Below are 19,888 nucleotides of genomic sequence, written 5' to 3' on the forward strand. Positions count from 1 at the left end.
TGTATGATGCCGCCGAAATCTTATAATTCTGATTATTTTCTTATTGACCGGGAAGCGCTATCAGCCCCGGGCGTCTATAACCCATCTAAGCGAATATCCCTTTGCTATTCATCTGAACTTGCAAAATTGAGGGCTATGATATCCAGAAGAGATAGGTTTTGCTTGCAACAACCGACAAATCGTTTTTGCTGATGGATTTTAACATATGACAGCCGTGAAAAACCAGAAATTAACCGCCGGATGGCGGGAATGGGTGGCGCTGCCGGATTTGAATATACCTGCCATCAAGGCCAAGATCGATACCGGCGCCAAGACGTCTTCGCTGCATGCCTTCGATATGGAGGTTTTCAAAACGGACAACGGACAAAAGGTGCGCTTTGGTATTCATCCCCTCCAGCGCAATACGGATATTGTGATTTATTGCGAGGCGGATATCAAGGAACTGCGAACCATTACTGATTCGGGCGGGCATCGCGAAGAGCGCTATGTTATCTGTACGACGCTGTCGCTGGGAAATCGTCAATGGCCCATTGAAATGACCCTGGCCCGACGCGACAATATGAAATACCGGATGCTCCTCGGCCGCTCGGCGCTGCGCGGACGGTACTTCATCGATCTGGAAAAAGCCTATATACTTGGACGCACGCTGTCGAAATCCTACGCAAAGGATCGAGGCAAAAGGAGGACAAAATGAAAATCGGTATACTTTCCCGCAAACCTGAACTTTACTCCACCCGGCGCATGGTGGAGGCCGGCGAGGCGCGCGGACATGAAATGCAGGTGATCAACCCCCTGCGCTGCTATATGAATATTACCTCTCATAAACCCTCCATTCATTATATGGGGGAAAAACTTGAAGGGTTTGATGCGATCATACCCCGGATCGGCGCCTCAATCACCTTTTATGGAACGGCGGTGGTGCGCCAGTTTGAAATGATGAATGTTTACAGCGTAAATGAATCCGTGGCCATCAGCCGTTCCCGGGACAAGCTGCGCAGTCTGCAGCTGCTGGCCAGAAAAGGGATCGGCCTGCCGGTAACGGGGTTTTCGCATTCAACAAAATTTACCGAAGATCTGATAAACGTGGTGGGCGGGGCGCCGCTGATTATCAAGCTGCTGGAAGGCACCCAGGGAATCGGGGTCGTTCTTGCGGAAACCGATCAGGCGGCTCAGAGCGTCATTGAGGCCTTCAAGGGGCTTAAAGCCAATATTCTGGTGCAGGAATTCATTAAGGAATCGGGGGCAATGGACATCCGCTGCTTTGTAATCGGTGAAAAGGTGGTTGCCGCCATGATGCGCCAGGGAAAGTCGGGGGAGTTTCGTTCAAATCTTCACCGGGGCGGAAAAGGGGCGAAAATCAAAATCACCCCGGAAGAACGGTCAACGGCCGTGCGCGCCGCACGGATAATGGGCCTCAACATCGCCGGCGTTGATATGCTGCGCTCCAATCACGGGCCTGTGATCATGGAGGTCAATTCTTCACCCGGGCTGGAGGGCATTGAAAAAACAAACGAAAAAGATATTGCCGGCATGATCATCGACTATATCAAAAAAAATGCGTCCCCCCGTAAAACCCGCACCCGGGGAATCGGCTGATGGAGGCGCCGCGCATGCCGACCGATTTTAAGATCGCGGAGACATCCGTAAAGCCCGGCCGGCGGGCCACCATCAACATTCCGGTGGCCCGCCTGCATACCCACACCCAAATGACCATGCCGGTCCATGTGATTCGCGGCAAAAAAAACGGCCCGGTGCTGTTTGTGTGCGCGGCCATACATGGCGATGAAATTTTGGGGGTTGAAATCGTTCGCCGCCTGATTCAATACAAAAGGCTGGCGCGTCTGCGGGGGACCCTCCTGGCCGTGCCGGTGGTCAATGTTTTCGGCTTCATCAACCACTCGCGCTACCTGCCGGACCGGCGGGATCTGAATCGTTTTTTCCCCGGAAGCGAGACCGGGTCGCTGGCTTCCCGGCTGGCGAATATATTCATGCAAGAGATTGTATCCCAAAGCACCCACGGCATTGATCTGCATACCGGCTCCAATCATCGCATCAATTTGCCCCAGATCCGCGCCCGTCTGGAAGACCCCCGGACGCGTGCCATGGCCGAGGCGTTCAATGCACCGGTCATTGTCGATGCCAACCTGCGCGACGGGTCCCTGCGCCAGGCCGTGGCGGAAAAAGGTTGTCCGATGCTGCTGTATGAGGCCGGTGAAGCGTTGCGCTTTGACGACGCCGCTGTCCGGGCCGGCATACGGGGGATCCTGTCCGTAATGGGGCTGATCGGCATGCTCCCTGGAGATACCCCCAAAAGGGATCCGGTATCCCCCCTGGTTGCAAACTCAACCCTGTGGGCCCGGGCGCCCATCAGCGGTATTTTGCGTACGCAAACGCAGCTTGGCGGCAGGGTGGCTCAAAACGAACCGATAGGTGTCATTGCCGATCCATTCGGCGAAAACGAAGAGACGGTATTTTCACCCGGCGCCGGCATCGTCATCGGTCGTACAAACCTGCCGCTGGTCCACGCGGGCGATGCCGTTTTTCATATTGCTGCGGTGGACGGGGAAACGGATGAAAATGCCGGAGGGGAAGAGTTTCAGGAGAGATTAAACCGGCTGTAGTCTGTTGTCATATGGTTTTGGCGGATACGGCGTTTGATGAAACCACAAGGTGGCGCATTGGGACGGAAATCAGTATTGGAAATTGTCGGATATGGCGCCTGGAATGACGGAACCCTTATAGACAACACCGCTTTCGAAAAAAAAGGGATGTTTTTCAAGGGGGGAATTCCGGTAACCCCTCAGTCCATCGAAGACAGGATCGGCGTCCGAACGCGTGTGGCCGCCCCGCCCAATCAGTGGATCGGCCGGATTGCCCTGCAGAACCTCCTGGAAGGCGCCAAAATTGAACCGGCCCGAATCAAGCTGTTCATCGGGGCAACCAATGTGGGGGACGATAAAAAGGATCCGGGTCCCTTGATTCAGCACCCCTACCATATGGTGAAGGATGCCTGCCCCCAGGCCCTGGCTTTTGATTTATATGCGGGCTGCCCCGGCTTTAATGTGGCGGTCGAGCTCGTGTTTATGCTTTCCCTCAACGGTTTTCTTAAATCCGGCGACATTTCGGTCATCATCGGGGCTGAAAACATTCACCGGGCGCGTGCGTTCAAGCCGGGTGATACCGCCAATATCATCTTCGGCGACGATGCCCTGGCAACCGCACTCCAAACCCAGGCCAGTTTGCGTCCCTCCGGAAGTTACAGCAGCAGCGAGCCGATAACGCAGCCCTGCAGCGATGATTTTGTGGCGCGCATCGCAGAAATGATATACAGGCTGAACGGCCGCAGCAAAATCGACGGCATCCTGGTCGATAACCAACTGGGAAGCCTGCTGTACCGTGTGCCGGCCACCGCTGCCAGAGTCCAAAACGCCCTGGTTGAAAAAATGTACCCTGAAAAAGCCGGTGCGGGACATTTCCGGCAATTTAAAGAAGCGTTAAGTTTTTATGACCGGGACGTCAACGCGTTTGCCTTTGACTTGATGGCCCTGGACCAGGACCCTCTCTTTGTTGAATCAATTGCCAGAGCCTATGTTGAATCCGGCCGGTATCGAACCGTCGCTTCCGCATACCTGGACCGGCAACAGGGGATCCGGGTAAAAATTCATCAAGGCGCCGGCGAACCGTATGACCGGCCGGAGTCCGGCATTATCGACACCCGGACCCGGACCCATGGCTGTTTTGCCGACTATATTCAGGCTGTCCCGAGCGATGGAGATGTTTTTGGCGAAATGGATGGAAAGGGTGTTTTTCTGTACGCCACCCGCGGGGCCGGCAAGCATTTAACCGAGCTGCTCCATCGAAACGGTCTGACCGTTGCGGATATTGAACTTTTAATCGAGCACCAGGCGAACTTCGCGATGATCCCCCTGACGCTGCGGAATTTAATCGACCCGGCAAATCCCGACGTGGACCGGGCTGTGAGGGATTTTATCGCCGACAAAATGATAACGAACATCCATGTCCGCGGCAACTGCTCGGTTGTCTGTATGCAGCGATTGCCCTATGATCTCCGGCGTGACGCCTTAAAAGAAGATACGATCCAGGGGTATGGCGTAAACAGAAATCTCGAAGGATTAAAACAGGCAACCCTGATTGTGAACGATTCCGTCGGCGCCGGGATGACCCGGAGCTCTTTTATTCAACGGGTACAAAGGGGAGCAGCCAGCTGATTCCCCGCCGGAGACTTTACTTGCCGCAGGACGCTTCGCAGTTTGGCGTGGTGGTGAATTCAGCGGCCGGGTCAACGATGAGGAGGCCGTTCATAAAGCTGCGGCCGATGAGCATCTGGTGTTCAAATTTTCTGCGGTCGGTAAGGTTGAAATCGACTTCCCGGTAATACTTTCCCAGACAGATCCCCAGCCGGATTACCGGACGCTCCTGGTGATCGTTCGGGTGCCTTTTAATTTTTGCGATTCGCAGCAGTCTTTTTTCCCGCGTTTTCCAAAGCCATTGGGCGTTGACATCAAAGCGAACCCAGCGTTTGCCGTCACGTATGAACTCCCTGATGTTGATGGCGCTGAGGGAAGAGTGCTCCGCTCCGGTATCCAGCTTGGCCGTCATGATGAGGTTTTCCGGACAGATTTTGATTTTCTCCAACAGGCCGACAACCTGCTTGTCCTGGGAGATGGCTGAAAATGGAATTCCGATTAAAATCGCAGCGATAAGGGCTGGAATGATTCTCATGCTTTTTACAGTCTGGTCAGCTTTTATACCGGATCCCCTCCCCAAAAAATAATTGGGGTAATATATCATTTTCTGTTTACCAGGCAAAGTTTTAAATAGCGCCGCGAACCTTTTTAGAGGCGGGCGTAAACATGAACGTTTTATTTAACGGGTGCCTTGTTGATAACTGGAGAAAATAAAGCGTTACCCGAAGTCGTCGTAGGCGATCATTTCAGGCTCCACCCCCAGACTGTCCAGCATTTCTTTAACGGCTGCGATCATCGGGGGCGGGCCGCACAGGTAGTACTCAATTTCCGCCGGGTCTTTGTGTTTGCTCAGATATTGGTCATGGGCCGCCTGGTGAATAAATCCGGTCAAGCCTTCCCAGTTGTCCTCGGGCATCGGATCTGAAAGCGCAACGTAATAGGAAAAATTTTCGAAGTTTTGCGCCAGTTCCTGAAATTCCGCGTCGTAGAACATTTCACTTTTGGATCGCGCGCCGTACCAGAAGGTCATTTGCCGCCGGGTCTTCTTGATCAACAGCTGGGTGAAAATATGGCTTCGCATGGGGGCCATGCCGGCCCCGCCGCCCACAAAACACATCTCTTTGTCGGTTTCTTTGATTAGAAATTCTCCATAGGGACCGCCAAGGATCACTTTGTCCTGGGGCTTAAGACCGAACAGATAGGATGAGGCGATGCCCGGCGGAACATCCGAACCGGGCGGCGGGGTGGCGATGCGGACGGTGAATTTGAGGTGGTCTTCTTCCGGCGTATTGGCCATGGAATAGGCGCGGAACACCGGCTCTTCGGCCTGTGCGTGCAATCCCCACAGGCCGAATTTATCCCAGACGGATCTGAACCGTTGGCCGACATCGATCTTTTCATATTCCAACTCGTATTCCGGGATATCGATCTGGATGTACTGTCCTGAACTAAAGTCGATCCGCTCGTTTCCGTCCAGCCCCAGCACAAGCTCCTTGATAAAGGTTGCCACATTCTCATTAGAGACCACCGTGGCCGTGTATTTCTTGATGTTGAAAATTTCCGGCGGGATATGGATTTTTAAATCTTCCTTGACCTTAACCTGGCAGGCGAGACGTACATTCTGCCTCTTTTCGGCGCGGGTCAGGTGCGGCATTTCGGTGGGCAGGATCCCTCGGGCGCCCTCTTCCACCCTGCATTTACACATGGCACAGGACCCCTTTCCCCCGCAGGCCGACGCCAGATAAATTCCTTTGGCCGCCAGGGCCGACAGAAGGGTGCGGCCCGGCGGCGCCTGCAGGGACTTTTCAGGGTCATCGTTGATGACGATCTTCCGGTCGCCTTTCTGCACCACCTGTGACTCCACCACCAGCAAGGCCAGGACGAGCAAAAGGACAACGGACAAAAATACCGAAAAGCTCACAATGTAAATATGCACCGCGCAACTACCCTTTCCTGATCTATACGTTTAGAACAAAAACCGAAATGCCGGCAGGGCCGCTCAAAGGGAGATGCCCGCAAAAAGCATGAACCCGATGGCCATCAAACCGGTGGTAATAATGTTGATGCCGAAACCCTGGAGTCCTTTTGGGATGTCGGCATACCTGAGTTTCTGCTGGATGGCTGCCATGGCCACAATCGCCAGGCACCAGCCGATACCGGAACCGACGCCGTAAACCACCGATTCGGAAAACCGATAATCCCGCTCGACCATGAACAGGGATGCGCCGAGTATGGCGCAGTTGACCGATATCAGCGGCAGAAAAACGCCGAGGGCGGAGTAAAGCACCGGCGAATACCGATCGATGACCATCTCCACAGCCTGGACAATGGCGGCGATGGTGGTGATAAAAAGGACCAGCTTGAGGAAGCCGAGATTCACATCCGGCAGCCCCGCCCAGGCCAGTGCGCCGGGGGCCAGCAGAAAATGATAAATGAGCCAGTTGACCGGCGTCGTGAGCGTCAACACAAAAATCACAGCGAAGCCCAAACCGACAGCGGTGTCTAAGTTTTTGGAAATCGCCAGAAAGGAACACATCCCCAAAAAATAGGCCAGGAGGATGTTTCCGACAAATACCGAATTGAGCAAGATACTGATAAGGTTTTCCATGGCATACCTGTCTATTTTTCGATCAGCGTGTGCTGCAGCCAGGTAAACAGACCGATGACGATAAAGGCCCCCGGCGCCAGCAGCATTAATCCCATATTTTCGTATCCGGCCTGGTAAAAGACCGCGGGGACAACCTGAAACCCCAATAGCTTGCCGGATCCTAGAAGCTCCCTGAAAAAGGCGACCCCGATCAGGAGCGAACTGTATCCGATGCCGTTGGCAAGTCCATCCACAAACGAGGGTATCGGCGGGTTCAACATCGCGTACCCTTCGGCTCTTCCCAGGACGATGCAGTTTGTGATGATCAACCCGACAAAGACTGACAGCTGTTTGCTGATATCATAGAAAAACGCTTTTAGTATTTCGTCCGCTAGGATCACCAGGGTGGCGATAATGCTGATTTCGACGATGATGCGGATATTTCTCGGGATCAGGTTTCGAAGGGACGAAATGATCAGGTTGGAAAAGGCTACCACGAAGGTCAGGGCCAGGCCCATGACCAAAGCGGTCTGCAACTGTACGGTGACGGCAAGGGCCGAACAGATGCCCAGGATCTGCTTGGAGATGGGATTGACCTCCCAGAGGGAAGCGCAAATGGCTTTATAAGATTTGCTCCGACGAATGGCCGCAAAGGGTCTGGCAAGGTTGAGTTCCATGGTGAATTCTTTCCGGATTGTTTCCGTAACAAGTCTTTGTTAAAAAAACGTTCAGGGTCCTTGTGCTGCAATTACTTGGATTCCGGTGTAAACTTAACCGATTGTTTTCTAAAGCGGATTGAGACCGGCTCATATTCGCTCAAAATCCGGTGCAGGCCGGCGGTCAGGTATTTTCCGGTCAAGGTGGCGCCGCTGATGCCGTCCACGTAGTTTTCCTGCTGTGTTTTGGGGATTCTTTCCGCCACACTTCCCTTTGCGATTTCGATGGATACAAAGCCCCCCTGGCTGTCTACGATCTTTTTTCCGACAAAGTTTTTCTGAAACCATTCCTTTTCAATTTCACCCCCCAGCCCGGGGGTTTCCGCGTGTTTATAGACCGTAAAGCCTGAGATGGTGGAGCCGTCGCCCCGGACAGCCAGGTACCCGTGGATCCGCCCCCAAAGTCCCCGGCTGTTGATGGGAATAACATAGGCCTTTATCTCGTCGCTCTCAAAGTAAACGTAAATGGGCAGGTCCTGTTCGCCCCTTACCGGTTTTTCAATAACGGTGCCGTCCGGCTCGGCCCAGACCGCCCGGATGCTGTCCCGGTAGAGCGCTTCAATGGTTTCCGGCGGGTAGGCGCGGTCCGGTTCCATCAGTCCCACGGATTTCAAGATGTTTTTTTGTTTGTCCAAAAGAACGTTTTTTTCCTGAAAGCGCTGCAGGCCGGTGGAAGCCGTCGTCAACAGAATGCTGATCACCACGCACAAAACGACGGTAAATACGATGGATTTGAGTCGGTCAGACATTCGGCACCCGCCGGCGCAAACGAATGCGAACCACAATGTGGTCCAGCAACGGTGCAAAGATGTTCATGAACAAGATGGCCAGCATGATCCCTTCGGGAAATGCCGGGTTGAAAACACGGATCAGCACCGTCAAGGCCCCGATGGCGATGCCATATATCCATTTGGCTGGGTTCATGTCCGGGGCCGAAACCGGGTCGGTCGTCATATACGCAATGCCGAAGGCCGTTCCGCCCATGAGCAGATGATAGAAGGGGTTGAGCGAAAGATAGGGCATGGCGCCTCCCCCAGCCACCGCGTTCAACAAAAACCCCATGCCCAGCACACCGATGATATCCCCCAGGATAATCCGGTAGCTGGCGATGCCCAGAAAAATGAGAAAGGCCGCACCGATAATACACAGCAAGGCGGAGGACGCACCGATGCTGTCCGGATAAAGGCCGAAAAAGAGTTTCGATACGGTATATCCCTTTTGCGCCAGGGCCTGCTGGACGCTGCCGGATTCGGCTGCGGCGGATATGGCCAGGGGCGTCGCCCCGGTAAAGGAATCGACGGCGACTGCCGCAGTGCCGCTGATAACCGTCCAGACGTCTCCGGAGTTTTGCGCAGGATATGCGAAATACAGAAAGACGCGGCCGGTCAAGGCCGGGTTCAAAAAGTTTCTCCCGGTTCCGCCGAAAATCTCCTTCCCGATGACAATGCCGAAAGATATCCCCAGCGCCGCCTGCCAGAGCGGCAATGTGGGGGGCAGAATGAACGGAAACAGCATGGCGGAGACAAAAAGCCCTTCGCTGATCTGATGCTTTCGGATAACGGCAAAAACGATTTCCCAGAAAAAGCCCACGGCATAGGATACCATCACCAGGGGCATGACGATCCAGAGGCCTTTGAGGACGACCGGAAAGAAGGACAGCGAAAGACCGGAGGCCAGGTGGGACTGGTATCCGGCATTGTAGATGCCGAAAAAAAGGTGGGGCAGCAATGCAACGATCACCAGCAACATGTATCGCTTTACATCCAGACTGTCCCGGACATACGGACCGGTTTCCGTTACCTCGGCAGGCGCAAAGAAGATGGACTCTATCGATTCGAAAAACGGATGGTACTTTTCAAATCGACCGCCTTTAATAAAGCGGCCGCGTTGAGAATCGAAAAAGCGCTTCAGTGTGTTCATCATTGCCCCTGTTCTCGGTAATAGGCCGCCTTGGCATTTTTCAATGTCAGAAAAAGTTCGATCTTGGAAGGGCAGACATAGGAGCAGAGTCCGCACTCGACGCAATCCAGCAGGCCATGGGCGAGGACTTCTTCAATGGCATCGGCCAGGATGCCCTTGTATGCCAGCTGGGGCAGAATATCCACCGGGCAGACCTCGGTGCAGTGGTTGCAGCCGATGCATGCCCGAATGCCGCCGTGCCGGTTGCAGTTCATCTGAAAGTCATTGGGATTAAAGGCCGACAAAAAGGCCCTGGAATAGCTGGGTTTGTGATACCCCGGCCGGAAAAGGGCCAACACCTCCTGCTCCCGGCCGTCGGGAAGAACCGTCAGGGATGATTCAAAAGGGCCCAGATAGCCGTCCTCTTCGAGCGGATAGCCGGAGAAAACCCCGCCGGCGATATACCGGGGGCTGCCTTTGGCCGGATGTCCATTGAGAAGATGCCTGACGGGCGATCCCATTCGGATTCTGAAATGTTTTTTCTCGGCCGCCAGGCTGCCGGCGATTGCAACGATCTTTTCCGTGGGATATTTTCCGGTTTTGACCAGTTCGGCCATCAGCAGAAGGTCCTGGCCGTCGACATACCAGGCGCGGTTTTGGCCGGCATCCTTTCGGGTGCGATACACCAGCATCCCGGCGTCGTGGGCAGGATAATTGCCCGAGTAGACATGGGTCACCAGATCGCTGAGCGCCGAAATCGTTTGAAAATCGTCTTGGTGCGCCGCAATGAAAACCGACCCATCGGCCAGCTTCTGCAACATTTTAATGCCGTATCGGAACAGCGCCTCGTTCCCCCTGAGAAATGCATTGGGGCGGGGATGAAACGGCTGAAGATTTCCGAGTGTGACGTAAACAGCCGGCGGCGCCGACCCTGGCTGGGGGTAGTCCCGAAACGGCAGCTGGCGCAGCAGCGCCCACAAGCCGCCCTTGAGAAGGATTTCACTCAATTGCGCCGGCTGCAGGGCATCCAGGGCCTTATCCGGCACGGCTTCAAATTCTTGAAACGATTCCGAAGGATCCCGCTGGATGACGATCCGTTCGATCACGCGCCGGTGGCCGTAGCGGATATCGGAAACGCTGCCGCCTGCCGGGGAGAGGAAGCGAACCTCCGGATTGCGCTTGTCTTCAAACAGCGGTGTTCCGACCTGGACGGTATCTCCCAACTCGACTTTCAGGCGCGGTTTGACAAAGGGAATATGTTCCGGCAAAACCGCCACATGCGAAGGGCTGTCGAGGGCCGCGAGTTCAGCGGCGGGAGGCCCGGCAAGTCTGAGATGGTATCCCTTTTGGTTTTTTACGGAAATCATGGCAGGATTAGCGTCCTCTCTCCAACTCGGCCGCATCCATGGGGTTGCGGCGCTCTTGTGAAACGCTCAAATACAGTTTATGCAATCTATCATTTTTGATTTATGTTTTCAACTTGATATAATAATGTTAAAAAATCTTTCCACCCCGATTTCCATAGAATAAGTCCATCCATGGATGTGAGATGTTTTGCCCTTTTTGTGCCGATTATTGATCAGGGACAGATTTTTCAGGTGCTTGACCTGTAGTTTGATGTTTTCTTCGGTCAGGAGGTTGAGCTTGTTTTCCCGGGTAAGTTTTTTGCGCGCGGCAATTTTATCGACCTTTTCTTTAACGCAACTTGCGCAGAATGCAATTACACGGGAGCATCCTTTGCATGTTTGGCGAGCATTGTTTTTGAAATAGCGACCATCGCCAAAAACAGAATGATACCGGCCAGATGCATTTTTAAATTGGGGAAAATCAGCAAAAACGCGATAGCTGCGAAGATAATTCTTTGCATTCGTCTGATCTTTTCGAGGAAAAACCCCTCGAAAAATACTGCAAAGCAGTACAGTCCGATCAAAGCGGTGACAACGGTTTCCGCAACCATCCATATCGACCCCTCGAACAATAGCGGCGTATATACAAAGAGCAATGGAATGATGTAAAGCCCCTTGGCCAGCTTCCAGGCTTCCATTCCGGTCGAAAGCGGGTTGCTGCCGGCGATTCCTGCTGCGGAATATGCTGCCAGGCATACCGGCGGGGTCACGTTGGCATCCTGAGAATACCAGAAGATCAGCATATGGGCCGCGAGCAGGCTTGACCCCAGCAGCGTCATCGCCGGTGCAGCCAGCACCGCCAGGACGATATAGGAAGCGGTCACCGGCAACCCCATTCCTAAAATTAAAGACGCCAGCGCGATCAGCACGATGGTGATAAAAAGACTGCCGCCGGCAATGGCAGATATCAGCATGGAGAATTTGATCCCCATGCCGACCATGAGCACCACACCAATGACGATTCCTGAGCACAGCAGAATAACAGCAGTGGTAACCATGTTCTGGGCACCCAGCGCCAGCGCGTCCAATATATCCCGGAATCCCATGCGAGTGCGGGGGTTGAACCAGCTTGAAACGACGATGGCGCCGATACCGGCGCAGGCGGCAAACGTCGGGGTAAACCCGTACATTAAGAATCCGATCAGGGCTGCGATCGGGATAAAGAAATTCCAGCCCTCTTTGAGCACATCGATCAGTCTGGGGATGTCTTCATCGGGGATGATACCCAAACCGATTTTTTTGGCCCTTAAATGAACAAAAAAGGACATCGTCAAAAAATACATGATGGCGGGTATAAATGCGACACCGACAATGGTCAAATAAGGGATCTGGGTCCACTGACTCATGATAAAGGCGCCGGCCCCCATGATCGGCGGCATCAGCTGGCCACCCGTGGATGCCGCGGCTTCCACGCCGGCCGCAAAGCGGGGAGAAAATCCCACCTTTTTCATCATGGGGATGGTGATGGAACCGGTCCCGACGGTGTTGGCAACGGCGCTTCCGGAAACACTGCCCATCAGGCCGCTGGCAAAAACCGCCATTTGGGCCGGCCCGCCCACACTTCTTCCCATCACGCATACCGACAGCCGGATGATAAACTCTCCGGCACCGGACTTGATCAGAAACGCCGCAAACAGTACGAATAGAAAAACAAAGGTGGAAGAAATCGTTGCAATGGTGCCGAATATACCGTCCGGCGCCCAATACATCCGATACAAAAGCCGTTCAAGGGTAACACCGGGAAAATTCCACAACCCGCCGAAATATCGCCCCAAAAATAGGGAATACGACAGGAAAAAAGTCGCCATGACCGGGATTAAATACCCCGATGTTCTTCGGGTAATCTCTATCATCAAAACCACGGCGATGGCGGCAAAAATGAGATCCATCGTCAGGGGTTGTTCGTTTCTGGCATGCAGTGCATTTTCAAAAAACACCAGATAAAAGGCCACCACCACGGACAGAATGGCCAGAAACAGATCCAGACGAAGGGTTTTCAGGGCCTTCCTTTTGGACAGGGGGTACATAATAAATCCCATAAACAGAATCAATCCGAAATGGATGGCGTTTCTTTGAATTTCGGGCAGAATGCCGATGGTGCTGACCCACAGGTGAAACAAAGACGTCAGAATACCGAACCAGTACACAATGCCGGCCAATCGTCCCGTTAGCTTCCGTTTGATGGTGATGACTTCTCCGCTGATGTCCTGATCGATGGTTTCGTTGTTTTTTTCGGCCATGGTCGCACCTTTACCTGTAATGGTCCACTTGGGTGATGCTGCTCAGATGTGGCTGTGCAAAAGGGAGATAAAAATGAGGGCGGGTCTCTTGCAACCCGCCCGGTTGATTAATTGGGCATCAAATGATCCGGAATTTTCAAACCGATTTCCTTGTAGTACTTGACGGCCCCGGGGTGAAGCGGCGCCGGCAATCCGCTGAGCGCCTTTTCGATCTTCATGGCCTTGGTGGCCTTGTGGATGTTGTGCAGGAACGGCAAATTTTCATAGATGGTTTTTGTGATCAGATATATGGTATCTTCCGGCACTTCCGGAATGACTGCCAATACGTTCGGCTGTGCAATGGTGTTGATGTCGCTTTTCTGTCCCGGATATGTGCCTTTCGGAATGACATACCGGCTCCAGAGGGGGTAGGCTTTATAAATAAGATCAATCTGTTCATCTGTGACATCCAGCACCTTAACTTTATTATCGCCCATCTGAGCGAACAATTGGGTGACGGCGGCCACCGGGACGCCGCCGGGAATATTGGCGCCGGAAATTCTACCATCCATCATCGCCTGGGCCGACGGGTTGTACCCCAGGTATTCACAGGTAAAATCCACCTCGCACTCGATTCCCACTCCGCTCAGAATCGTTTTGCCGGAACCTTCCGTTCCACTGCCCCTTTGACCGATGGAAAATTTTTGTCCGAATCCTTTGAGATCCGAAAGGTCACCCGACTTGGCGTATTTCTTCAGGATGATAAAATGCTCAATATTTTGCCACAGCATGGTAATCGTCTGAAAGTCTTTCATCGGCTTGCCTTCGTACAGCGCCTTCCCTTTATAAGCCATGGCGCCGAAAATACCCTGGAGAATGGCAAGCTGGGCTTCCTTGTTTTTTAACATCTGGACGTTTTCGCCCGAACCCGCCGAGTTGATAGCGGTCGCGGTAATTTTGTGTTTGCTCGCCAGTTTGATGCTGATAAGGGTACCGAGCGCGACACCCACCGGATAATAGGTCCCGCCCGTAGTTGCGGTTGCAATGATCAGGTTTTGCTGAGCCGCCTTGGCATCTCCGGCACCGACGCCGATCACCAGGCTTAACGCAATGACTGAGATTAAAATTTTTTTCACCATGTCATCCTCCTCTTTTTTATGTAGGTTGTCATTAAAAGCGTATTTCGAAAGACGCAATCAGGACCCGGTCGGCGCTATGTTGAAAATGAAGTAGCAGTATACGATTGCATCAAAACAAAGGAAATTTAATTGTTAACAAACATTGTCCGTATTGTAAAGCACACCGGCGATTTTTTTGAAAAAATATTCAATTAAACAACTAATCGGGGAAATCCGGCGACCCAAGCAGGGTTGGTACACTTCTGCAATATTAATCGAGTTAGTCAGGCCTCCCTTTACATTTGGCAGGTCAAGTCAAGCGCTAATGATAAAAAAAGCTGTAACAAAACTGTTGATATTGTACCAAAACATTATAGTATCCATATTAACGGCCCATGGGGCATCACCGTTGAGTGGGAAGAGGGTGATGCGCTGCGGGTCAACCTTGAACAATATCATTGAGGGATAGTCATGGGAGAGTATTTTATTAAACGTCCTTTAAACCGTCCGCCGGTTCATCCTGGTGAGCTTTTACGCTAAGACGTACTGCCGGCTCTTGGTCCATCCGTAAGCGAAGCCGCAAGGCGGCTCGGTATATCCCGACAGCAGCTACACCGCGTTTTAGCCTGTACGCATCCGATTGCTACGGAAATGGCGCTTAGGATAGGCAAGTTTGCCGGCAATGGGCCGGCTCTTTGGCTGCGTATGCAGCAAACCTATGATTTATGGTATGCTGAGAATCGGATGAAAGACGAGTTGTCCAAGATTGAAACAGTTGCTGCACCTACATTCAACGCCTAACATTTCTCTTACAGCCGTCGGATAAAAGCTTTTGACATCCGCTGAATAATGGGTTATCCAAAAATTTCTGAGAGGCCTTTGAAGAATGCCCAATTTCGTTTAAGCTCAAGAAAGGCGTGAATTTTAACCGCAGGAATACATTTGGTATTTCGAGGACTGAAATTTGAGCATGACGCAGAAATTGAGCGAAAGGGGGCGTTATGCAAAAGCCTCTCTAAGTGGCGCTGACCTAATCACATGAGGTTGCCATGGACAGAAAACATTAAACCCCGTCTCAGGATCTTGAGGCGGGGTTTTTATAATTTGGGAGGATATTACTTTATTCCGGTTTTTTGCTAAAAAGGACCCGATAAGGAGGTTTAACATGAATGCCGCCAGTTATGCCGACCGATTATGTGAGATCATAAAAAGTTTGCCGGAAAACGAGCAGAAAGCGCTTTTAGAAGATTTTGAGAAAAGGCAATTTAAAAAGATAAGAAAGAATGAAAGAAAGGAGTGTTTAATAACGGTAAATTATGCCGTCAAAGGCCGTGCCTATCAGAATTATATCCAAGATATCAGTACAGAGGGAGTGTTTATAGAAACCAGAGAAAATTTTTCCGTGGGAGATGAGATATTGCTGACAATTTCCTACTCGACCGAGGTAAGGCCTTTTAAGATAGCAGCGGAAGTTGTTCGGATCAATCCCACGGGAGTAGGCGTCAAGTTCAAAAAATTAAGTCAGGTACAAGCGGAGATCATAAAAACGATCATAAAGAAAACGGGTGAACCCAAAAAGAAATCGGTTTAGTCTCTCAGTTTTATGTCAAGTTAAGGAGGAATTAGATGAAAGTCGATGAAAGCACCTGGAAATTTATGCAAAACCACCTTGGTTTCACCGATGAAGAACTGGAACTGTTTCGCAATAATCCAAGGACGGCGGATATCATTTCCAAGGCGCCGGCCTTAATGAACAAAACAATTGTTGCCGAAGTCGTCGCCTCTCATGGCTGCAACAGCCGGCATAAAGTCGGCGACATGTTCTATTTTGACGGCTCCGGCAACCTGATCACCAAACTGCACCCCAAACGTATCTGCATTCATGCGTTAAGCGCCCTGTCCGCCCCCATATTTGTCGCAAACGAGCTGTTCTATGCCGGGGTTGATCCCAACGAGATGCGATTAAACCGGGTTGGCTGTATTGATGTCGGTGTGCGCTGCGGCGGCTGGGGGCACATCGCAATGGAGGTGAAAGTTGAGGATCGAAAACATATTAAAACACCCGACTCTCTTTAAATGAAATGAAAGGAAACGCTATGGCAAGCGATCAAAGCATTCAGGTGACCATCTTTTTGCGGCATGACCAATCCAAAACACTGGATGAAATTTTTGAACATACCAGGGCCAGCGGTTTTTACCGCGATTTTCCGCCCCCGGGGGTTGAATTGATCTCATGGGTCACGGTCATGTCCTTTGGCTTTGTCATGCACTTGAAGGTGGAACCGGGCGCGCTCCGGAATCTCAACCGGTTCATGGAGCAAAAAGCCTGGGGTGCATTCCGCTATGAGTGCCATCCCTCTTACGACTTTAAGGCCATAGCTGAGGAAATCAAGCTGAAACACGCATGAGGCCTTTTCCGTTCAGGTTTTATGTCGCCAAAGGAAACAGATTATGACCCTAGTGATAATCATATTTGGCGCCCTGACGCTGACGGCCGGAATCATAATTGTAATAAATCCGGAGGTTATTTTCGGCTTTCTGCGAAATAATTTGGACAAGCTGGAACTACATATTCTGGCTGTTGTAGTAAGGCTAGTTCTTGGTGTTTTATTGATATATCAATCAAACCTTTCTAAATTTCCGTTTGTAATTGAGATCCTTGGCTGGATCTCTATCGTTGCCGCTGTATTTATAGCTGTAATGGGGCGCAGCAATTTCCATCGGTTAGTGTCGTGGGCTTTATCTTTTGTAAAGCCATTCGGTCGTGTTGGCGGTGCCTTGGCAGCGGCATTTGGGGCATTTCTTATTTATGCTTTCGTTTAGCAGGATAGGACCCATCGAACTGTTTGCGTTGATGATATAAAAATGAAAAGGCAGGGTTGATTTTGGGTTTAGAACGCTATTTTGCTATGGAAAAGTGCTATTTAAGAAAGTGAAAGGAAAGTATGGCGATCAGGATCGGCCGGCCGGGGAGTCCCAGGGAAGAAGGGGAAGGGGTTCGGATCGGCACCGTCCGGCGGCCGCCGCGGGGGGTTCCCAAAAGCGAATATGCCTCCAGAGACATTTATGATGTCTGGTTTCCGAACTTATCCCCCAGTGAGGAGCTGCTCAAAGAAGGCCAGGGCGCCAAGGATGAACGCGCATGGTCCGTTTTTAAAAGGCGGTTTCGGGCCGAGATGAACCGGCCCGAGGCCAGGCGGGATCTTGATTTGCTGGCCGCGTTTTCCCTCCAGACAAATCTTTCCATCGGATGCTACTGCGCAGATGAAAGCCGGTGCCACCGGTCTATTCTGCGGGAACTGCTGCTTGAGCGCGGGGCTGAATTGTCTTGAAGCATTTACAATACATCTTCATAAGTGGCGAACAGGTGTTTTCAATGGGAAATGGGTTGCAATAGGATCGAAATCTCTATCGTCATGCAGCAAGGTCAGTTCTTCAATAATGCAAAAAGTCGCAATGATTACATCAATTGGTTTTCGTACCGTAATGCCGGCTTTTCTGAGCTTCCGGTAATTTTGGGCACTTTGAAGGACGACAGTGTATCCTCCCATTTGACGAAAGGGCAGGTCGCTGAGAAAAGCTTTTGCTGTTTTAAAATCATTATCAGCGCTAAAACCCTTTAGGACCTCTGTTAAAATCAAATCACCCATTATAACTGGTGTGCCTGTTCGCCTAAGGTCCAAAATAGCGCGCATCCGATCCCCTTGACAGGGTGCCGTTTTAACATTACTTATTCCCCTAACTGTCTGAACGCGACCTATAATCATGAAAAGAATGAGGAGATAAAATATGAAAATTGCTTTCCCTGCTGAAGCAGACAAAGGACTTGAAAGCGCTGTGTACGGACATTTTGGCACTGCGCCCTGTTTCATCATCGTGGATGCAGAAAGCGGAGACTTAAAGGGTGTTGACAATATCGACGCCCATCACCTGCACGGGCAGTGTCAGCCCATGAAAGCGCTGGGGGACAATCCGGTGGATGCCGTGGTTGTGGGCGGCATTGGCGGGGGCGCCCTCAGCAGGCTTCAGACTTCGGGAATCAAAGTGTTCCGTGCCGTCGGCGGGAGCGTCCGGACAAACCTGGAATTGATCAAAAACGGCAAACTTCCAGAATTCGCCATCGCCATGACGTGTGCCGGACACCAGCACGGGGGTGGCTGTGATCATCACTAGAACCTGTCTCAAAAAAATCTTTTCGCTCCATAACCCTGCCCTTTGGCGGACCAAAAATCGAGGGAGTCTTAATGATTGCAACCCTGCTGATGATTGCCGGCATTCTTTATCTGGCGCTGCAGCTTGAGGACAAACTTAAAATCCCTTCGCCGCTTGGCCTGATTGCACTCTCCTTTGCGGCGCATTATGGTTTCCGGCAGGTGCCGGTGCTGACGGGTGATGCCGAGCATTTTGCTGCCCTGGTGGTGTTTCTGCTGCCGATCCTGCTCATCTCCGATTCACTGGAGATCAAGTTCGCCGACCTGAAAAGGCATGGCCTGAGTCTGCTTTATCTGGCGGTGGTCGCGGTTGCTTTGTCGGTTGTGATGGCCTTGGCGTTATCCGACTGGCTTTTTGCCGACTACACGCTCTCTGTCCCTGCCATCATCGTGTTATTTGCCATGGTGCTGGCCACCGATCCGGTTTCCGTTGTCAGCATTTTCTCAAAATTCAGGCTGCCGCACCGGCTGAAAATCCTTGCCGAGGGCGAAAGCCTGTTCAATGACGCCACGGCCCTGATTGTATTTGTCTTTGTCGGACTGTTTGCTTTGGGCGGCGGCGAGATTACCGCCTTCTATGTTGCCGAGGTCAGCATGGTTGTGATCTTCGGCTCGCTCGCCGTGGGTGTGGTCGTCGGCCTTGTCGGCCTGGCTGTCATGAAAACAACGGAAAACCGCATTGCCGAGATGATGGTGCTGATCTTGACCGGTTACGGCGCTTTTGAGCTGGCGGAGTATTTCTATGTCCTGCTCAATGTGCTGGGCGCCCACTCGCATTTGCATCTTTCCGGTATCCTGGCCTGCATCTTTGCCACCATAACGGTTCATCATGTAATGACCCGGGCCATCGCTGCGGAGAACCATCAGATCAATCGGGATGAGGCTGAACTGAAGCTTGAGGCCCGGCGTCAGATTGCCTCTGCCGGCGTGATCGACAAGGTGCTGGGACGCATCAAGGCCACGATCGAGGAGCGGGCGCGTCACCTGCGCACCAAGGAAGATGTGCAGTTGCTGGCGCTGGTGGCCAACACGGTTCTGTTTGTGGCCATGGCCGAGATGATCGACCTGGCGCTGCTGTGGAAATACAGAACTGAAATTCTGGTGATGTTTCTCGGTACCACACTGATTCGCGCCGCCATGATAGGTCTGTTTGCCTGGATTACCAATAAGACCGACCGGATGACCAATGTCGGTTTCCGCTGGGGGGGCGTGCTGACCTTTGCCGGCATCAAAGGCGGGCTTTCCATTGTCATGCTGACCATGATTCCCGCCGCTTTCGAACACCTTGAGATGTTCAAGGCGGTGGTGATCGGTATCATCATGCTTTCCACCTTCATCTATTCGGGCATCTTGCTGGCCATCATCCATATGAACAGGGACGTTTTCCGGGCTGAAAAGGAAGATGAGGCGCACTGATAAAATGGATACGATACGGCTGACCACGGAGGAAAAAAACCGTCTCCTTAATAAATACTGGTCAATTCCCGAGCGCCAGATCGAAACTTCGGTGGTCCTGATCAAAGA

The 19,888-nt window shown here is 52.1% G+C and carries 21 protein-coding genes; 11 read left to right on the plus strand and 10 right to left on the minus strand.

The window, feature by feature from the left end:
- Window positions 1-205: 205 nt before the first annotated feature.
- The 4 genes from P1P89_03865 to P1P89_03880 are packed head-to-tail and all read left to right on the plus strand — an operon-like array spanning window position 206 to window position 4,229.
- Window positions 206-694 carry an ATP-dependent zinc protease gene (locus P1P89_03865; GenBank protein MDF1590630.1) on the plus strand — a complete coding sequence of 163 codons (489 nt, stop codon included), beginning with the start codon at window positions 206-208 and terminating at the stop codon, window positions 692-694.
- Window positions 691-1,596 (plus strand): 30S ribosomal protein S6--L-glutamate ligase, encoded by a 906-nt coding sequence (gene rimK / locus P1P89_03870; GenBank protein ID MDF1590631.1) that lies wholly within the window; start codon window positions 691-693, stop codon window positions 1,594-1,596. Before P1P89_03865 ends, rimK begins: the two co-directional genes overlap by 4 nt.
- 14 nt (window positions 1,597-1,610) lie before the next feature.
- Window positions 1,611-2,621 carry a succinylglutamate desuccinylase/aspartoacylase family protein gene (locus P1P89_03875; GenBank protein ID MDF1590632.1) on the plus strand — a complete coding sequence of 337 codons (1,011 nt, stop codon included), beginning with the start codon at window positions 1,611-1,613 and terminating at the stop codon, window positions 2,619-2,621.
- Window positions 2,622-2,657: 36 nt separating this feature from the next.
- Complete coding sequence (locus tag P1P89_03880) at window positions 2,658-4,229, plus strand: hypothetical protein (GenBank protein MDF1590633.1); 1,572 nt, start codon at window positions 2,658-2,660, stop codon at window positions 4,227-4,229.
- Between the two features lie 16 nt (window positions 4,230-4,245).
- Here the strand turns inward: P1P89_03880 and P1P89_03885 are convergent, their stop codons facing one another.
- The 9 genes from P1P89_03885 to P1P89_03925 all read right to left on the minus strand — a co-directional run bounded on the left by P1P89_03885 (window position 4,246) and on the right by P1P89_03925 (window position 14,174).
- Window positions 4,246-4,743 (minus strand): RimK/LysX family protein, encoded by a 498-nt coding sequence (locus tag P1P89_03885; GenBank protein ID MDF1590634.1) that lies wholly within the window; start codon window positions 4,741-4,743, stop codon window positions 4,246-4,248.
- A 183-nt stretch (window positions 4,744-4,926) separates the two neighbouring features.
- Window positions 4,927-6,138 (minus strand): NADH:ubiquinone reductase (Na(+)-transporting) subunit F, encoded by a 1,212-nt coding sequence (nqrF, locus tag P1P89_03890; protein MDF1590635.1) that lies wholly within the window; start codon window positions 6,136-6,138, stop codon window positions 4,927-4,929.
- Window positions 6,139-6,207: 69 nt separating this feature from the next.
- Window positions 6,208-6,816 carry an NADH:ubiquinone reductase (Na(+)-transporting) subunit E gene (gene nqrE, locus P1P89_03895; GenBank protein MDF1590636.1) on the minus strand — a complete coding sequence of 203 codons (609 nt, stop codon included), beginning with the start codon at window positions 6,814-6,816 and terminating at the stop codon, window positions 6,208-6,210.
- A gap of 11 nt (window positions 6,817-6,827) precedes the next feature.
- Window positions 6,828-7,472, minus strand: coding sequence for an NADH:ubiquinone reductase (Na(+)-transporting) subunit D (locus tag P1P89_03900; protein MDF1590637.1), 645 nt, complete (start codon window positions 7,470-7,472; stop codon window positions 6,828-6,830).
- A 71-nt stretch (window positions 7,473-7,543) separates the two neighbouring features.
- Complete coding sequence (locus tag P1P89_03905; GenBank protein MDF1590638.1) at window positions 7,544-8,260, minus strand: FMN-binding protein; 717 nt, start codon at window positions 8,258-8,260, stop codon at window positions 7,544-7,546.
- Window positions 8,253-9,431: an NADH:ubiquinone reductase (Na(+)-transporting) subunit B gene (locus P1P89_03910; protein ID MDF1590639.1), complete on the minus strand. Its 1,179-nt coding sequence runs from the start codon at window positions 9,429-9,431 to the stop codon at window positions 8,253-8,255. Before P1P89_03910 ends, P1P89_03905 begins: the two co-directional genes overlap by 8 nt.
- Window positions 9,431-10,777 (minus strand): 4Fe-4S dicluster domain-containing protein, encoded by a 1,347-nt coding sequence (locus tag P1P89_03915; GenBank protein ID MDF1590640.1) that lies wholly within the window; start codon window positions 10,775-10,777, stop codon window positions 9,431-9,433. Before P1P89_03915 ends, P1P89_03910 begins: the two co-directional genes overlap by 1 nt.
- A 353-nt stretch (window positions 10,778-11,130) precedes the next feature.
- Window positions 11,131-13,056 (minus strand): TRAP transporter permease, encoded by a 1,926-nt coding sequence (locus tag P1P89_03920; protein ID MDF1590641.1) that lies wholly within the window; start codon window positions 13,054-13,056, stop codon window positions 11,131-11,133.
- A gap of 107 nt (window positions 13,057-13,163) precedes the next feature.
- The gene (locus P1P89_03925) at window positions 13,164-14,174 is read right to left on the minus strand and encodes a TAXI family TRAP transporter solute-binding subunit (GenBank protein MDF1590642.1); all 1,011 of its coding nucleotides are present in this window, start codon (window positions 14,172-14,174) and stop codon (window positions 13,164-13,166) included.
- A 1,144-nt stretch (window positions 14,175-15,318) separates the two neighbouring features.
- On the opposite strand from P1P89_03925, the gene P1P89_03930 reads away from it, so the two are divergent.
- From P1P89_03930 to P1P89_03950, 5 genes are all read left to right on the plus strand, one after another.
- Window positions 15,319-15,744 (plus strand): PilZ domain-containing protein, encoded by a 426-nt coding sequence (locus tag P1P89_03930; GenBank protein MDF1590643.1) that lies wholly within the window; start codon window positions 15,319-15,321, stop codon window positions 15,742-15,744.
- A gap of 35 nt (window positions 15,745-15,779) precedes the next feature.
- On the plus strand, window positions 15,780-16,229 hold the full coding sequence (locus P1P89_03935; GenBank protein MDF1590644.1) for a hypothetical protein: 450 nt from the start codon (window positions 15,780-15,782) through the stop codon (window positions 16,227-16,229).
- A gap of 20 nt (window positions 16,230-16,249) precedes the next feature.
- On the plus strand, window positions 16,250-16,561 hold the full coding sequence (locus P1P89_03940) for a hypothetical protein (GenBank protein ID MDF1590645.1): 312 nt from the start codon (window positions 16,250-16,252) through the stop codon (window positions 16,559-16,561).
- 43 nt (window positions 16,562-16,604) lie between these two features.
- Window positions 16,605-16,976, plus strand: coding sequence for a hypothetical protein (locus P1P89_03945; GenBank protein ID MDF1590646.1), 372 nt, complete (start codon window positions 16,605-16,607; stop codon window positions 16,974-16,976).
- A 122-nt stretch (window positions 16,977-17,098) separates the two neighbouring features.
- Window positions 17,099-17,485: a DUF488 family protein gene (locus P1P89_03950; GenBank protein MDF1590647.1), complete on the plus strand. Its 387-nt coding sequence runs from the start codon at window positions 17,099-17,101 to the stop codon at window positions 17,483-17,485.
- An 18-nt stretch (window positions 17,486-17,503) separates the two neighbouring features.
- Here the strand turns inward: P1P89_03950 and P1P89_03955 are convergent, their stop codons facing one another.
- Complete coding sequence (locus tag P1P89_03955; protein MDF1590648.1) at window positions 17,504-17,848, minus strand: hypothetical protein; 345 nt, start codon at window positions 17,846-17,848, stop codon at window positions 17,504-17,506.
- 94 nt (window positions 17,849-17,942) lie between these two features.
- On the opposite strand from P1P89_03955, the gene P1P89_03960 reads away from it, so the two are divergent.
- Window positions 17,943-18,326, plus strand: a complete 384-nt coding sequence (locus P1P89_03960) for a NifB/NifX family molybdenum-iron cluster-binding protein (GenBank protein ID MDF1590649.1) — start codon at window positions 17,943-17,945, stop codon at window positions 18,324-18,326.
- Between the two features lie 71 nt (window positions 18,327-18,397).
- Window positions 18,398-19,780 carry a cation:proton antiporter gene (locus tag P1P89_03965; protein MDF1590650.1) on the plus strand — a complete coding sequence of 461 codons (1,383 nt, stop codon included), beginning with the start codon at window positions 18,398-18,400 and terminating at the stop codon, window positions 19,778-19,780.
- The last annotated feature ends 108 nt before the right edge of the window (window positions 19,781-19,888 follow it).

The sequence above is a fragment of the Desulfobacterales bacterium genome, from assembly GCA_029211065.1.
GTDB lineage: Bacteria > Desulfobacterota > Desulfobacteria > Desulfobacterales > JARGFK01 > JARGFK01.

Bases quoted from the DNA above. Each gene is read 5' to 3' on its own strand.
- P1P89_03900 (MDF1590637.1), bottom strand. From the start codon at position 7,472: ATGGAACTCAACCTTGCCAGACCCTTTGCGGCCATTCGTCGGAGCAAA.
- P1P89_03885 (MDF1590634.1), bottom strand. From the start codon at position 4,743: ATGAGAATCATTCCAGCCCTTATCGCTGCGATTTTAATCGGAATTCCA.
- P1P89_03925 (MDF1590642.1), bottom strand. From the start codon at position 14,174: ATGGTGAAAAAAATTTTAATCTCAGTCATTGCGTTAAGCCTGGTGATC.
- P1P89_03910 (MDF1590639.1), bottom strand. From the start codon at position 9,431: ATGAACACACTGAAGCGCTTTTTCGATTCTCAACGCGGCCGCTTTATT.
- P1P89_03955 (MDF1590648.1), bottom strand. From the start codon at position 17,848: ATGCGCGCTATTTTGGACCTTAGGCGAACAGGCACACCAGTTATAATG.
- P1P89_03965 (MDF1590650.1), top strand. From the start codon at position 18,398: ATGATTGCAACCCTGCTGATGATTGCCGGCATTCTTTATCTGGCGCTG.
- P1P89_03960 (MDF1590649.1), top strand. From the start codon at position 17,943: ATGAAAATTGCTTTCCCTGCTGAAGCAGACAAAGGACTTGAAAGCGCT.
- rimK (MDF1590631.1), top strand. From the start codon at position 691: ATGAAAATCGGTATACTTTCCCGCAAACCTGAACTTTACTCCACCCGG.
- P1P89_03905 (MDF1590638.1), bottom strand. From the start codon at position 8,260: ATGTCTGACCGACTCAAATCCATCGTATTTACCGTCGTTTTGTGCGTG.
- P1P89_03935 (MDF1590644.1), top strand. From the start codon at position 15,780: ATGAAAGTCGATGAAAGCACCTGGAAATTTATGCAAAACCACCTTGGT.
- P1P89_03945 (MDF1590646.1), top strand. From the start codon at position 16,605: ATGACCCTAGTGATAATCATATTTGGCGCCCTGACGCTGACGGCCGGA.
- P1P89_03880 (MDF1590633.1), top strand. From the start codon at position 2,658: ATGAAACCACAAGGTGGCGCATTGGGACGGAAATCAGTATTGGAAATT.
- P1P89_03915 (MDF1590640.1), bottom strand. From the start codon at position 10,777: ATGATTTCCGTAAAAAACCAAAAGGGATACCATCTCAGACTTGCCGGG.
- P1P89_03950 (MDF1590647.1), top strand. From the start codon at position 17,099: ATGGCGATCAGGATCGGCCGGCCGGGGAGTCCCAGGGAAGAAGGGGAA.
- P1P89_03940 (MDF1590645.1), top strand. From the start codon at position 16,250: ATGGCAAGCGATCAAAGCATTCAGGTGACCATCTTTTTGCGGCATGAC.
- P1P89_03865 (MDF1590630.1), top strand. From the start codon at position 206: ATGACAGCCGTGAAAAACCAGAAATTAACCGCCGGATGGCGGGAATGG.
- P1P89_03875 (MDF1590632.1), top strand. From the start codon at position 1,611: ATGCCGACCGATTTTAAGATCGCGGAGACATCCGTAAAGCCCGGCCGG.
- P1P89_03930 (MDF1590643.1), top strand. From the start codon at position 15,319: ATGAATGCCGCCAGTTATGCCGACCGATTATGTGAGATCATAAAAAGT.
- P1P89_03920 (MDF1590641.1), bottom strand. From the start codon at position 13,056: ATGGCCGAAAAAAACAACGAAACCATCGATCAGGACATCAGCGGAGAA.
- nqrE (MDF1590636.1), bottom strand. From the start codon at position 6,816: ATGGAAAACCTTATCAGTATCTTGCTCAATTCGGTATTTGTCGGAAAC.